Source organism: Streptococcus australis (assembly GCF_040226615.1).
Taxonomy (GTDB): domain Bacteria; phylum Bacillota; class Bacilli; order Lactobacillales; family Streptococcaceae; genus Streptococcus; species Streptococcus australis_E.
The window spans coordinates 173,957-188,723 of sequence record NZ_JBCOAT010000003.1 but is presented as its reverse complement, the minus strand read 5'-3'; the positions used below and the strand labels follow the sequence as shown (position 1 = coordinate 188,723).

Genomic DNA, 14,767 nt, shown 5'->3' with positions numbered 1-14,767 from the left:
CGACTAAAATGAGCATAAAAAAATCAGGGAAAATCCCTGATTTGATGTTCTTATTCTTGACCTTTTGTCGCTTGCTCATCTTCATCGACTAGGTCACTGACCTCAACCTTCACCTTGGTAACACGACCATTTTTCACCTTATCGTTTGTAAGGATCAAGTGTTTCTTCATGCTGTCTACTTCAAAACTCAAGCGTTCTTTATGACCTGGAATGCGACCAACCCCAGTTAGGTAGTAGCCTGCAATGGTATCCACATCATCGCTTTCTAACTTCACATCGAAATACTCATTGAAATCATTTAGGGTCACAATCCCCTGAACAATATAGAGGTTAGGCTCAATTTCAAAAACATCATTCTCAGCCTTATCGGTTTCATCATCGATTTCCCCGACGATTTCCTCAAGAAGATCTTCCAAGGTTACCAGACCAGCCATTCCTCCATACTCATCGAGCAAAATGGCCATCTGATTCTGTGTATTCCGAAGCTCCTTTAGGAGATCATCAACAAAGATCGTTTCCGGTACAAATAGTGGTTCCTGAAGAATCTTGCGAAGAAATATGTTCTCAAAGCCATTCACAAAACCTTCATTAAGCAAGCGTTTGGTATGGATGAGACCAATGACATTGTCCTTGTCGTCATCATAGACAGGGATACGAGAAAAGTTCTGTTTTAAGATACTTTCGATGATTTCTCTGGTATCATCTTGGATATCCACCATAAAGGCATCCGTACGAGGAACCATTAGCTCACGCGCCATCAGCTCATCTAGCGAAAAGACTCCTTGCAACATTTCAATCTCGTCAGCATCCAGACTCGTTTCACTCTTAGCCAGCATATAGGCAATCTCATCTCGTGACATCTCTTCGTCTGCATCATCGAATTGCATTGGTGTCAGACGACTTACCAGATTGGTTGATGCCGATAAGAGCCAGACAAAGGGGCTAACGATTTTCCCTAGTAAAATAACAATTGGAGCCGTCCGAATAGCCAAACTATCTTTTAGATTCATGGCAATACGCTTCGGGTATAACTCACCAAATACAATCGAAATATAAGTCAGAAAAGCCAGTGAGAGGAAACTAGCCATCGCACGCGCTGTCTCCGTATTTCCCATCCAAGAAGCTATGACTTTCCCAAGATCATCGGCTAGGCTTGCCCCAGACAAGATGGTAATCAAGGTAATGCCGACTTGAATCGTAGACAAAAAGTGGTTTGGATTTTCCAATACCTTTAAGAGGCGAATATATTTTTTATCACCCTCTTCAGCCTTCTGTTCCACCCGAGAGCGATTCAGCGATACCATCGACATCTCCGTTGCAGAGAAAAAAGCATTTAATAAGGTCAATACAAATAGTAAAACAAATTGCAGTATTAAATCCTGACTGCCAGGGTCTTCCATGGATATTCTCCTCAATGTATAGTAATAATGCCCATTATATCATATTTTTTAAAATGGTGCATGATCGCAAAAATTTCCCTCCTAAAAGAGGAGGGAAGGCTCAGTTATACTCCATAACGTGTAAAATCATAAAATAGTACATTCAGTTTTTCTACAAGTTCTAAAAGGGTCAAACTACTTGTACAAATAAATTTTTTACCTTTTATATCCGGAATCATAAAGTTGGCAACAATGACATCATATTCGGTGTGCTCTAGTTCATGAAGATTAAAGTCATGCTTGATGACCTGTGAAAACTCAAAGTTATCCGTACAATAGAATTTTAAGAAATCAATCATGGACTTGGCATGGTGATCATCGTATCGGCTAATGATTAAGACCTTGACAGCTGTCCGTCTCCTTAATAGTTGAGGCAATAGATTTTCCCAATGTGAAAATACGGTATAAATCTGATGCTTGAGGTTTTCAGGATTTTCATGAAAGCCCATCTCTTTGAGATAGTGATACAAACCTGTTTCAACATCCTGATAAAATTTAGGGAAGAGGGTTCGATAATCCTCATTGGTATAGCTCTTGGTATCATAGAGAAGAAATTCACCAAAGATTTCACGCCGCTCCAAATAGGCGGTGTTGTGAATATGCATAATCATCTCTTCATAATTCTCAAGTTCTAAACCATAAGATTCACTCAGGTGATCAAGAAATTGAGAGGCTAAAATATAGGATTTTTTTGTAACAGCATCTTCCTCAGTGGAGTCAATCAGATCCTGTGGGGTAAAATAGAAGCGTTTCTGTAGGAAGATAATAAAGAGCTGTTCTATGATTTCTTCGTTAAATTCTACACCCAGCTGCAAACCAAAATAACGAAGCATCTCATTGATTTTTGGGAGCTCTTGATAGAGATAGGCGTATTGTTCAAAATTATTGGCCCCTTCAATTCGATACCCTTGCTTAATCCGGTAAAGGTAGACCGTCAGCATAATTTTATAAGAATGGAAGATCGAATAAGTCAGTGGGATTTCTGTCAGTTTATAGAAGAAGGTGATGAAATCAATAATGACTTGCTCTCTGATATCTGGAAATGGCCACTCTAAATAATAATACCGCTCTGCAAAATACTGGGAATAGAAAAAGCGAATATCGACTTCGTCCCCCACGACATTTAGAGGATTCAAGGTGATTCGTATATTGTACTTTTCCTGAATAATCTGGTTGATATTTCGAATCAAGCGATAAAATGACTGTTGGCTGAGATCATACCGTCTACAAATTAAGTCACTGGAAACATCCTTATGGAAGAACAAGTATTCCAAGAGGGAGAAAGCTGTAGATTCTTTAAAGAAGTGATGGTAGACCACCTCAATTCCAATCGAATCGTCATAACTAATCTTAATACCATTTGTCGAGGACTCAATCAAAAACTCATTAAAGACCGTTCGTAAATTTGAAAGATCCTCCTTCAATGACCGTTCTGTACAATCTAACATTTCAGCGAGTTCCTTCAAATGAAACCAGCGCTTCTCCCGAATTAATGTTTCTAGCAAACGCATTTGGCGTCGCTGCTTTTTGGCAAGCAATTCTATCATCTTATAGAAACTCCTCGATTTTGTATCATTACTAATTCATTATAACATATTTTCTAAAAGGAAAGGTAAAAGTTCACGATTCAAAAACTTATCCTAGTCTTTCAGGTTATATAAACAAAAAAAGGAATGGTTGTTCATTCCCTTTGTATTTATTCTACTAGGATTTATTAATAATCCCAAATTCTTCCTGCTTGCGCTGCTTCTGTGTCTTTTTATGACTTTCATACAAGGCTGCGAGGAATTTTACAATCTCTTTACCAATCGAATAAACCGGAATCGCCACAATCATTCCAATTACACCATAGATGTTACTGGATAAGAGCAAGAGGACCATGATCGTAATGGGATGCACCTTCATTACGCCTCCGACAATTCGTGGATAAAGGATGTTTCCATCGATTTGTTGAACAATCAACATGAAGATGACTGCTTTAACCATCATATTGAAATCGGTAAAAGCATAAGTGACCACCATGGGAATCAAGCCAATTGTCGGTCCAATATAAGGAATGAGGTTGGCCAAGGCTGAGAAAATCGCAAAGACCAAGGCATACTTCAAACCGATAAAACTATATCCAATAAAGGCTAGAGTTCCAATAATCAAGGCATCAATAGCAATTCCACTAATATAGCGAGAAACCGTTTGGTTGAGGCTCACTAAGAGAGAGGTAATATTCCGTCGGTCATTCTTCAGGATGGTCCGCTCTAACATCGGTAGCAATTTTTTCCCATCTATCAAGAAATAAACCAAGAAAATTGGGGTCATGACGAGAATAAAGAGCGTATTGACAATTGTCGATACCACACTACCCAGACTATTGGTCACACTATTCAAGATATTCTGTAGAATATCTACATAAGATAGGTTTAGTTGCTGAATGGTCGATTGGATATTGATACTCTGAAAGGCTGGATTCTTAGATAACTTCGTTACAAAACTTTGCACTTCCCAATACAAACCTTGGGTTGAATTAATCAAGCTTGTCAACTGGTTGATCAAAATAGGCAAGATATAAACAATCCCATAAATAATCAATCCAAAAAGGGTTACCAAGGTTAATAGAATGCCCAAAATTCGATTTAGATGAAATTTCTTTTCCAAAAATTCTACGATTGGGTTGGTGATATAATACAAGAAACCAGCAATCAAAAATGGAAGAATAATGGTATTCAGAACAGATACAAATGGAGAAATGAGACTTCCCATACTTCCCCAAATATAGAATATAATCGTTAATATTAGGACTTCACAGGTCCAGAAAAATAATTTACTTTTATGAAACATCCCTTTCCTCCTATCTGCTATTTTATCATATTTATGGTAAAATAGAGAATATTTTTATGAAGGTTAAAAAGATGAAAGATAGCTTAATTGAACTGAAAGACGTCACTCTCAGAAAAGAAGGGAAAAGTCTCCTTTCCCGTTTGAATTGGACTGTCAATAAGGGGGAAACCTGGGCCATCCTTGGACTAAATGGTGCTGGCAAATCAACCCTACTTCGTCTCTTAATGGCGGAATATTGGAAAACGGAAGGAGAGGTTTCCGTTCTCGGGACACAATTTGGACAAGGGGGCATACCTGAGCTCCGCAAGCGAATCGGAGTGGTCAGCTCCTTTATTTCTGAGCGTATTCCCGAATCTCTTTCTCCGGAAGAAATCGTCCTCACTGGGAAATACAAGAGTAGCATTCTCTATACAACTTATGGAGAGAAAGAACTCGATGAAGCACAATCCATGTTGCGTCGCATCGGGGCTAGTGCTTTGATTGGGCGAAAATACCGGACTCTCTCTCAAGGGGAAAAACAGACTATTCTTATCGCCCGCAGTCTCATGGAAGAACCCGATCTTCTTATCTTTGACGAAGCCTCAAGTGGGCTCGACTTGTTTGCTCGGGAAGCGATTTTTCAACTGATTCACCAGATCAAACAGATGGAAAAGGCACCGACCATTCTCTTTGTCACCCACCATGCAGAGGAAATCACCAAGTCCTTTAGCCATGTCCTTCTCCTCAAAGACGGACAAAGTTTTGCCCAAGGACCTAAGGAGGAAATTCTCACCCAAGAAACTCTATCAGACTTTTATGGAGGACAAGTCCAGCTAATTCCAATCGGAGAGGACCGCTATTACATTCAACCAGACAAGTAATCAATAGTCTGCTAAGATACAAAACAAAGAGATTGGGACAAGCGTCACCGATCTCTTTTCTTCTATTTAGCTGAAAATCATTTTCATCGATTTCGAGCGTAATTGATCATGTCATAAGGAAGAGTATTGGCACTTTCTCTTAAGGAATAGTTTTCCAATTCGTTGACATTTTGCCGCATGCGACGCGCATACTTGGCCGAAATCAAATGCTGTTCCTCATATTCAAAAATGAGTTTTCTCTCCAGGTAATAACCTCTTAGCATCTCATCAATATTATTGGGCTTGATCCGATTGATAACCCGCTCTACAAAGGCTCCACTGGTAATCAAAGACGTTTCACGCAAGCGTGATTCTTGAAGGAAAGAAACCAAGCTACTGCGATAAACCCCTTTTAGGTTTTCCAAACTCTCGATAATAATTTCTGTATTGGCCAAATACAAGGCAGCAATCTGGTCATAGTCAATGGCTTCGAGCTTGTAATTCTCTCCGTTTTTCCATGCCCGAATACCTGATCCAAAGGTCACAAGCTCGTGCAAAAGCAGCCGGAGCAAGCGGAAGAGTACCAAGAAATAATAGGTCAGGCGGGATGACAGATTGCGGTTGACCTTCTGCTCCATGGATCGAAGATAACGTTGATAGACATGGTAACTTCTATCTCGAATCTTTCCTTCTTCATAAGCCTGTTCCAAACCATCATTCTCGATACTAAGAATAAGGAGTTTCAGTTGTTCCCAGTCTCTTTGAGTCGCCTTATCCTCCTGACTGAGAATCATATTTTCTATCCGCCCATGATAATTATCAATCGCCGCATACAAAGGACCCTTCTGCTTAGTCACCGTCAACTCTTTTTCCAATAGCATGACGACATCGTTCAAGATAGCAATGTGCATCAAATGATCATTGGATTCCTCTTTGTCTTCGGAGAGCTTCGGTAGGATGAGAAGGCCGAGTAAGAAACTACACAAAGTGACCCCTGCTACTAAAAACAAGAGAACAGGATATTCTGCTTCTAAATGCGTTGGTATCAAGAGAATGGTCGCAATAGACACCGTTCCTTTGACCCCTGAAAAGGTCAATAAGAGGGCATCTTTCAGATACTTGTCAATGGATTTTTTCAATTGGAAACCCCTGTACCAGTAAAATCCATACACCATCAAAAAGCGAATCAGGAACAAGAGTCCCGTCAATAAGAGAACAGTCACAATCAAGAGCAGATTGTTGTAAAAGGGAGTCCTAAGAATTGGCTCAGAAATCATCTCTAGCTCCATCCCCAAGAGGACAAAGACAGAACCGTTGAGGACAAAATTGACTGTATTCCAAACCGTATGCGTGACCGTATCGACTTTGGCTTCTAGTAGGGTAATTTTCTTAAACCGACTAGCCTTTAGAATTCCAGCCACGACCACCGCAATAATCCCCGACACATGGATCTCTTCTGCGATAAAGAAGGTTAACAAAGGAAGACTCAATTCTAAAATGAGTTCACTGGCAATATCTGTTGCCCGAACACTGAGCAGTAATTTTTGAAGCCCACGGTTGATAGCTGCTGTCACAATCCCTACCGCAAAACCGCCTAAAATGGAGATAGCCAAGTCCCAACTAGCTTGGCCCAAGGAAAATACTCCAGTGGTCCATGCAGCCAGTGCCACACGAAAGGCGACCAAGCCTGAAGCATCGTTGAGCAAGCCCTCTCCTTTTAGAATGTTGGAGATTCGTTTTGGAAAGGAAAAGCGTTCCGATAGAGAGGCAAAGGCCACTAAATCTGTCGGACCGAGCGCTGCCCCAACTGCCATACAAGCAGCCAAAGGAATTCCCATCCACATGAGATGAGCCATCCAGCCCAAGCTAAGGGTCGAAATAAAAATGACTGGGAAGATTAAAAAGGCAATAATGCGCCAGTGCTTCAAAATCGAGGTAATGTCTGCTTCTTCTGCTTCTCGAAAGAGTAATGGTCCAATAACCAAGGCCAAAAAGAGTTCGGTATCTAAGTGATACTCAGAATTGGGTAAGAGAAAGCCAATCCCAATCCCAAGGACGATCTGGATCAAGGGGAGGGGCAAGGTCGGAATCAACTTATTGGTCGCATTGGAGACAATCAGGATCAGGGAAAAGACAATGGCATATACAAGAATCTCCATCCCTTATCCTCCTGATCGTTGGTTACAACAGTCCTCAAAGAATTGCTTTTGTTCTTGGATCTTTTGATCAATCTTTGTCAGATCCTTGTGCTCAATTTTCTTCTGGCAACGTTCCATTTCAAGAGAGACCAGCTTCTTCTTGATTTTGATCATCTTTTTGCTCATCCGTGCTTCATCCAAAAAACCGACTGCACGTTCATGAGAGGTTGACTCCACAAAATTGTGGCGAAGATCTTCAATTTTATTTTTTAAAAATTCTTTATCCATGGCGATAACTTTCTAATTTTTCAATCATGACTAAAAATGGGGGATGATTGATTTGGTTCAGAGTCCGGTAACTAGTGACCGTAAATTCTTGTTGAGGAAGTTGGGAGACAAAATCTAAAACCGCGTCCTTCTCTAGATTTCCACCCTCATGACCATAATAGATCATAATGGCAATCCGCCCACCCTTGACCAAGCAGTGACAGAGTTTATCAATGGCTTGAATCGTTGTTCTGGGCTGGGTAATAATCGACTTGTCTGCTGAAGGAAGATAGCCTAAGTTGAAGATAGCTGCCTTGACCTGGTCGACATAACTATCTACTTCTTCATGCCCCTTTAAAATAAGGTGGGCGTTGAAAAGGCCAGCTTCTTCCAAACGCTTCTGCGTATGGACCAAGGCTTGCTCTTGAATATCAAATGCATAAACTTCTTTGGCTAGTTTAGCCAAGAAAAGGGTATCATGGCCATTGCCCATGGTCGCATCAACGACGGTATCTTGATCTGTAATGACTTCCCTAAGAAAATCATGGGCCATTTCTAATGGTCGCAACATGCTACTCCTCCAATTTTCCTACTTTACAGCCTTGAACACTTCCTCGACGACGCATTTCTGTTTCAATGGCATTCAGTACTTCCCACTTATTAAGACTCCACATCGGTCCTATCAGCATTTCGCGTGGAGCATCTCCTGTAATCCGGTGGATGACGATCTCCTTAGGAATAATCTCCAGTTGGTCACAGATGACCGACACGTATTCCTCCTGACTCAACAATTGCAATCGCCCTTCATGGTAGTCTCGCTGCATCCGGGTATTGGTCATGAGATGGAGCAGGTGCAATTTAATGCCATGAATTTCATTGTCCGTCACACAACGACGGACATTTTCTACCATCATCTCATGCGTCTCCCCTGGCAGACCGTTGATTAAATGCGAAACAATCTCTGCCTTAGGGACCTGTTGGCGAATCCGCTTCACCGTTTCTACATAGAGCTCATAACTATGAGCCCGGTTGATCAGTTCAGAAGTTGCTTCATAAGTCGTCTGCAAGCCCAGCTCAATGGTCACATGCATGCGCTCTGTCAATTCTGCTAGGTAGTCTAAAGTTTCATCTGGCAAGCAGTCTGGCCGTGTCCCGATGTTCATCCCTACGACACCTGGCTCATTGATGGCTTGCTCATAGCGCTCCCGAATGACATCGACGGATTCATGGGTATTGGTGAAATTTTGAAAATAGACCAAATACTTTTTGACATCCGGCCATTTACGGTGCATAAAGTCAATTTCTTTATAGAACTGATCTCGAATAGGGGCATCTGGTGCTACGATAGCATCCCCAGAGCCAGAAACTGTACAAAAAGTACAGCCCCCACGAGCAACAGTTCCATCACGATTGGGACAGTCAAAGCCCGCATCGATTGGGACTTTGAAGGTCTTTTCTCCAAATAAGGTTCGGTAATAATCATTTAAGGTCGTATAGGATTTCATACCCCTCATTATAGCAAAAAAGCAGAGTGAACTCAAAGTTGAGTCTCCTCTGCTTTCCATTTGTATTTTTTAAGATTGACACAGCCATTCTTTTTCCGTTCTACCCCTTCTGCCCAGAGAAGCGTGCCTTGCTCTTCCCAATCAGGAGCCAAGCGACCAGTAGAGGTCACGACCCGATGACAGGGATAGGTCACAGCTTTAGTAGAAGTGCCCAAGACCTTGCCGACCTGGCGGGCATGGCGAGGATAGCCAATGAGTTGGGCAATTTGACCATAGGTGGCCACACATCCCAGGGGAATCTGAGCAACGACCTTTAGGACCTTTTCTTCAAATATATCGTTCATGCTTTACTTCTGCTTACTCTTAAAGCGCCATTCAAAACGCAAACGGTCGTAACAAGGAAAGACCATTTGCAATAGACCAAATCCCAAAAGCATACTTCCTGTCACGTCTGTCGGGTAATGAACCCCAACGTAGACACGAGATACAACAATGGTCACCATACAAAGGAAGAGGGCAATCTGAGCCATGACTTTTCCGACTTGAGAGGTCATGCGTTGTCCTACAATAATAATCAAACTACCAAATACGAGGGTGGCTGCTAAAGAGTGACCACTCGGAAAAGAATAGCCACCCTCTTGTATCAAGTGTTGAAGTGCTGGACGTGGGCGTAAATAGATGTGTTTCAGGATCACCACGAGTAATCCAGTTGTAACCAAACTCCCGGTGAGGAGGAGGGCCTCCGTATACCATTTCTTCCAGACAAAGAAGAGGACGATGACGCCAACCCAGGATGCAACAATTGGTGTGTTCATCAGCACTGTTACACGGGTAAAGAAGGCTGTCAAATAGGCTGGTAAATCCCCGCGAATAGCCGATTGAATCGGTTGATCGATTCCGACTAAATTTTCAGGATAAAATTTGACTACATAGCCCAGAATCATAAATAACAAAAGGGCAAAAGAGCCCTTTAAAAAATGAGATTGTTTATTTTTCATAGATTTTAAGTAGGGGCTGTACGACAGTGTATACCATCCAGAAGGTCACAGCCCAAATCAGTCCTTCTATTAGATTAAAGGGAACAACCATACTGAGAAGATACTTTTCAACTCCGACCATCTTTGCTATGTCAAAACCAACAAATTTAGCATAGAGAGGGATAGCATAATAGTAATTGACTAGGAGCATGGAAATGGTTAAACCAATGGTCCCAACTAGACTAGCAATCACAAACCGAACCTGGTTTTTCTTCTTATTCCAAATGACTGCAAATGCTAAGACAAAGACTAAGACAGCAATTATGTTAACTGGTAAGCCAACCAAGGTCTCAGCTCCTCGACCATTCAGAACCAACTTGAGAACCGATCGAATCAAAACCACCACAACTGAGCTCTTCAAATCTAATAGAACTAAGGCGAGTAAGATTGGGATCGTACTAAAGTCAACCTTTAAAAAATCAATCCCTATTGATAGTTGATAAAACATCAATAGAAAAGAAAGTGCAGATAAAACAGCCACTAGGGTCAGTTTACGAGTATTTGTCATCACAGGTTCCTCCAATTTTTACTAAAATTAGAAGAAGTTGGAAAGATTCCCTTAACCTTATTCTATTTCAATCGTTTTAAAGAAAACTTAAACAGTTCCTTAATACTTGACGAAAAAAGCCCTGATGCTACAAGAAAAAGCGCAAAGACTAATTTCTTATAAAATCAACAAAATTTCCATCAAGTCCATCATCAATAAGAACAGGTTTGTTCCTCTCTCGTCTTCTCCCATCCAGACTATACTGTCGGTTGTGGAGTCACACCACATCAGCTTGCGCTCGCGGACTTCTTTTAGAGTATGGAAATGGAGATTTTTCTTTTAGACGAGGCGACAAGCTCTAGGCATAACTTCTAGTTAGGCAAAGCTTGGCAACAAGGTAGAAAAGGAAAAGAGCATTTCCTAGTAAAAGTCACCGCCGGTCGGGAATTTCACCCTGCCCTGAAGACTCCTTAATCATAACAAAAAACACCTGCTATTGCAAGTGTTTTGTAATATCAAAAGTTACAACGAAACTCCTTTTGTAAAGAGCCTCTTCCTACTTCAACTTATCTCCCTCATACTGATGGACCAGCTCTAAGCCTGCAAACTCCTGTTGTCTGAGGGCTTCGTATACAATCATACAAACGGTATTGGAGACATTCAAGCTTCGAACATGCTCATCATTCATCGGAATCCGAATCGCCTTTTCAGCATGAAGCCGCATAAAATCCTCTGGTAAGCCTTTGTCCTCACGACCAAAAATGAAATAATGTTCTGCATCATCATTGTAATCCACATCTGAATAAGTCTGATCAGCAAATTTTGAAACCAGGTGGACCTTTCCTCCAGCTGCAGCCTCCATAAATTCATCCAAGCTGTCGTAAAAGCGAACATCCAACTTATCCCAATAATCCAGTCCCGCACGTTTCATCTTCCGATCATCGATAGGAAAAGCCATGGGCCGAATGATGTGAAGGGGGGCATTGGTAGCTGCACAAGTACGAGCGATGTTCCCTGTGTTTTGGGGAATTTGAGGTTGGTAAAGAACTACATGGTTTTTTGATTTGGTTTCTGTATAATCTAATTCTTCAATATTCATCACAATCTCATTTCTGGCAAAAAAATAGCCACACTGCCCGGAGTCAAGCTCAGCAAACAGCGTGGTTACGACTTCATTAACTTAACTCACAACAGGTTTGAGGTAAATCAATGAGGTTACTGTATCAGTATACCACTTTCATGCCTCCTGTCAACTATTTCGACAAAAAAATTTCACTTTTTTACATTCTCTTTCATGTAGTTTAGAGAATCTGCCCCTTTATGCCCTATCTCCACCATTAAGAGGTGATTTTTTTTTGAAAATAGAGTAAGATAGAATCATACTTTGGAGGAAATATTCATGAAAATTATTGTAGTTGGAGGCGGTAAAGTCGGAACAGCACTCTGTCGTTCCCTCGTCGCAGAAAATCACGATGTCATCTTGATCGAACAAGATGAAGCCGTCGTTAATCACATTACCAAACGCTACGATATCATTGGTATTGTTGGAAATGGTGCCAACTTTAAAATTCTCGAACAAGCAGATGTAGCGGACTGTGACATCTTTGTCGCCCTAACAGAGCAAGACGAAGTCAACATGGTTTCTGCCGTCTTAGCCAAAAAAATGGGAGCCAAAGAAACCATTGTCCGGGTTCGCAATCCGGAATACTCAAATTCTTATTTTAAAGAGAAAAATATTCTCGGCTTCTCTCTAGTTGTCAATCCTGAGCTTCTTGCTGCTCGCTACATTGCTAATAGCATTGACTTCCCAAATGCCTTATCCGTTGAGCACTTCGCTGGTGGGCGAGTGGCCTTCATGGAGTTCAAAATCAAGGAGGAAAGCCCACTCTGCCAGATGACTCTTTCTCAATTCAGAAAGAAATACGGAAACATCATTATCTGTGCCATCGAACGGCAAGGTCAGTTAACGATTCCAGATGGCGACTTCACTTTACAAGCCTTTGATAAGATTTTTATGACTGGAAATCGAGTGGAAATCGTAGACTTCCACAATAGCATTCGACCGCAAGTTGTTAAAAGTCTGCTTCTGATCGGAGCTGGCAAGATTTCCTACTATCTCCTAAATATTTTGGAAAATAGCAAACGGAAGATCGACTTAAAAGTCATTGAAATCGATCAAAAACGAGCAGAATGGTTTAGTCAAGAATTCCCTGATCTCTATGTTATCCAAGGAGATGGGACATCAAAAGATATTCTAATGGAAGAGCGCGCAGGTAACTTTGATGCCGTGGCGACACTAACAGGGGTCGATGAAGAAAACATTATCGCTTCTATGTTCCTAAATAGCGTAGGTGTTCAAAAGAATATTACCAAGGTCAACCGAACTAGCCTGCTGGAAATTATTGATCGGCAAGATTTTTCAAGTATTGTGACACCGAAGGGTATTGCGGTGGATACCATCATGCATTTCATCCGTGGACGTTATAATGCCCGCTATTCAAATCTTGAAGCCTTGCACCACGTTGCCAACGGTCAAATTGAGACACTTCAATTCCAGATTCGCGAAGAAAACAAAATGACGGGCAAACCTTTGGCACAACTGAAATTGAAAAAAGGTGTTCTCATCGCAGCCATTATTCGAAACGGGAAAGCTATTTTCCCAACTGGAGATGACCATCTTTTGATAGGGGATCGCATTATCGTTACTACCCTAATCAGCAACATCACTAAAATCTATGATTTGTTAGAGGGGTAAGCCATGAACAAAAGTATGATTCGCTACCTTTTAGCAAAACTCCTTCTGATTGAAGCTATGTTGCTCTGTGTGCCGATTGTGGTTGCACTTCTCAATCTAAAGAACGATTTTGTTGTCAAGGATAGCCCAACTGTCTTTCTCTCCCTATTTGCAACCATTGCCATCCTCCTTGTATTGGGAGGCATTGGTTCCTTTTTCAAACCCAAAGATTTTCACATCTATGCCAAGGAAGGCGTTCTGATTGTGGCTTTGTGTTGGATCCTCTGGTCCTTCTTTGGTGCTCTTCCTTTTGTCTTTTCAGGACAAATCCCAAACATCATTGATGCATTTTTCGAAGTTAGCTCTGGTTTTACGACTACAGGGGCAACTATTTTAAATGACGTCTCCGTCCTCAGTCCTTCCCTTCTATTCTGGCGTAGTTTCACCCACTTAATCGGAGGGATGGGGGTGCTGGTCTTTGCCCTAGCTATTATGGACAATAACAAGAACAGCCACCTCGAAGTGATGAAGGCAGAAGTGCCTGGTCCCGTATTTGGTAAAATTGTATCCAAATTGAAGAACACAGCTCAAATCCTTTATTACCTCTATTTGGCCCTCTTCTTCCTCTTTGTCGTGATCTACTTCTGTGCTGGTATGCCTCTTTATGATAGCTTTATCATTGCTATGGGGACTGCTGGTACTGGTGGGTTCACCGTCTTCAATGACGGGATTGCCCACTACCATTCGACCCTCATCACCTATTTGGTCAGCTTTGGAGTCTTGGTCTTTGGGGTCAATTTTAACCTTTATTACTACATCATGCTTCGCAAGTTCAAAGCCTTCTTCGGCGATGAAGAACTTCGCACCTACCTGATGATTGTCGGGGTTTCTTCCCTTCTGATTGCCTGCAACATTTTCCATCTCTATCATAATTTTGCAGATAGTTTTGAAATGTCCTTTTTCCAAGTCTCCAATGTCATTACCACGACTGGATTTGGTTTTGGCAATACTGTTGATTGGCCGCTCTTTTCTCAGTTCCTCCTTCTCATGCTCATGGTGGTTGGTGGATCCGCTGGTTCAACGGCTGGGGGACTAAAAGTGATTCGCTGCTTGATTTTAGCTCGAATCGGAAAGAATCAAATTCGTTCGACTCTCTCACCCAACCGGGTGATGACCTTACATGTGAATGGCACTGCCTTAGATAAAGACACCCAGCACAAAATCTTAAAATATTTCGTAGTCTATACCTTGATTACGATCGCCCTCATTGCGGTTGTCAGCTTTGACAGCAACAATTTTATGACGGTTGTCAGTGCTGTCTTTAGTTGCTTTAACAATATCGGACCGATGATTGGGACAACGGATACTTTCGCTATCTTTAGCCCCATCTCTAAATTCTTACTATCAATTGCCATGATTGCAGGACGGTTAGAAATCTACCCGATGTTACTGCTCTTTATGCCTCGCACTTGGTCCGATCGCTAAAAAC

General features: G+C 41.6%; 14 protein-coding genes and 1 riboswitch. Of the genes, 3 read left to right on the top strand and 11 right to left on the bottom strand.

The window, feature by feature from the left end:
• Positions 1 to 50: 50 nt before the first annotated feature.
• The 3 genes from ABT997_RS04720 to ABT997_RS04710 form a co-directional block, all read right to left on the bottom strand.
• A complete protein-coding gene (locus ABT997_RS04720; protein WP_350018864.1) occupies positions 51 to 1,400 on the bottom strand; it encodes a hemolysin family protein in 1,350 nt (449 codons plus the stop codon).
• Between the two features lie 104 nt (positions 1,401 to 1,504).
• Entirely contained in the window at positions 1,505 to 2,986 is a 1,482-nt protein-coding gene (locus tag ABT997_RS04715; protein WP_006595804.1) for an AcpB/EbpR/MafR family transcriptional regulator, read from the bottom strand.
• Between the two features lie 157 nt (positions 2,987 to 3,143).
• Positions 3,144 to 4,271, bottom strand: a complete 1,128-nt coding sequence (locus tag ABT997_RS04710) for an AI-2E family transporter (protein WP_350018863.1) — start codon at positions 4,269 to 4,271, stop codon at positions 3,144 to 3,146.
• Between the two features lie 56 nt (positions 4,272 to 4,327).
• Here ABT997_RS04710 and ABT997_RS04705 point away from each other — a divergent pair, with 56 nt between their 5' ends.
• The gene (locus ABT997_RS04705; protein WP_350018862.1) at positions 4,328 to 5,131 is read left to right on the top strand and encodes an ABC transporter ATP-binding protein; all 804 of its coding nucleotides are present in this window, start codon (positions 4,328 to 4,330) and stop codon (positions 5,129 to 5,131) included.
• Between the two features lie 83 nt (positions 5,132 to 5,214).
• Here the strand turns inward: ABT997_RS04705 and ABT997_RS04700 are convergent, their stop codons facing one another.
• The 8 genes from ABT997_RS04700 to ABT997_RS04665 all read right to left on the bottom strand — a co-directional run bounded on the left by ABT997_RS04700 (position 5,215) and on the right by ABT997_RS04665 (position 11,643).
• Positions 5,215 to 7,269, bottom strand: coding sequence for a cation:proton antiporter (locus ABT997_RS04700; protein WP_129270211.1), 2,055 nt, complete (start codon positions 7,267 to 7,269; stop codon positions 5,215 to 5,217).
• A gap of 3 nt (positions 7,270 to 7,272) precedes the next feature.
• Positions 7,273 to 7,536: a hypothetical protein gene (locus ABT997_RS04695; RefSeq protein ID WP_350018861.1), complete on the bottom strand. Its 264-nt coding sequence runs from the start codon at positions 7,534 to 7,536 to the stop codon at positions 7,273 to 7,275.
• The gene (gene mnmM / locus ABT997_RS04690) at positions 7,529 to 8,086 is read right to left on the bottom strand and encodes a tRNA 5-(aminomethyl)-2-thiouridylate-methyltransferase MnmM (RefSeq protein ID WP_129270209.1); all 558 of its coding nucleotides are present in this window, start codon (positions 8,084 to 8,086) and stop codon (positions 7,529 to 7,531) included. Before mnmM ends, ABT997_RS04695 begins: the two co-directional genes overlap by 8 nt.
• Before the next feature lies 1 nt (position 8,087).
• Positions 8,088 to 9,029 (bottom strand): tRNA modification radical SAM protein MnmL/YtqA, encoded by a 942-nt coding sequence (gene mnmL, locus ABT997_RS04685; RefSeq protein WP_350018882.1) that lies wholly within the window; start codon positions 9,027 to 9,029, stop codon positions 8,088 to 8,090.
• Between the two features lie 23 nt (positions 9,030 to 9,052).
• Positions 9,053 to 9,364, bottom strand: a complete 312-nt coding sequence (locus tag ABT997_RS04680) for an MGMT family protein (RefSeq protein ID WP_350018860.1) — start codon at positions 9,362 to 9,364, stop codon at positions 9,053 to 9,055.
• Positions 9,365 to 9,367: 3 nt separating this feature from the next.
• The gene (locus ABT997_RS04675; protein WP_350018859.1) at positions 9,368 to 10,018 is read right to left on the bottom strand and encodes a phosphatase PAP2 family protein; all 651 of its coding nucleotides are present in this window, start codon (positions 10,016 to 10,018) and stop codon (positions 9,368 to 9,370) included.
• Entirely contained in the window at positions 10,008 to 10,565 is a 558-nt protein-coding gene (locus tag ABT997_RS04670) for an ECF transporter S component (RefSeq protein WP_195323678.1), read from the bottom strand. Before ABT997_RS04670 ends, ABT997_RS04675 begins: the two co-directional genes overlap by 11 nt.
• A 215-nt stretch (positions 10,566 to 10,780) precedes the next feature.
• Positions 10,781 to 11,015, bottom strand: a riboswitch (FMN riboswitch).
• An 85-nt stretch (positions 11,016 to 11,100) separates the two neighbouring features.
• Positions 11,101 to 11,643 carry a tRNA (cytidine(34)-2'-O)-methyltransferase gene (locus tag ABT997_RS04665; protein WP_287514657.1) on the bottom strand — a complete coding sequence of 181 codons (543 nt, stop codon included), beginning with the start codon at positions 11,641 to 11,643 and terminating at the stop codon, positions 11,101 to 11,103.
• Positions 11,644 to 11,943: 300 nt separating this feature from the next.
• Here ABT997_RS04665 and trkA point away from each other — a divergent pair, with 300 nt between their 5' ends.
• A complete protein-coding gene (gene trkA, locus ABT997_RS04660; RefSeq protein WP_048688284.1) occupies positions 11,944 to 13,299 on the top strand; it encodes a Trk system potassium transporter TrkA in 1,356 nt (451 codons plus the stop codon).
• Positions 13,300 to 13,302: 3 nt separating this feature from the next.
• Positions 13,303 to 14,763: a TrkH family potassium uptake protein gene (locus ABT997_RS04655; protein ID WP_048715397.1), complete on the top strand. Its 1,461-nt coding sequence runs from the start codon at positions 13,303 to 13,305 to the stop codon at positions 14,761 to 14,763.
• Positions 14,764 to 14,767 lie beyond the last annotated feature (4 nt).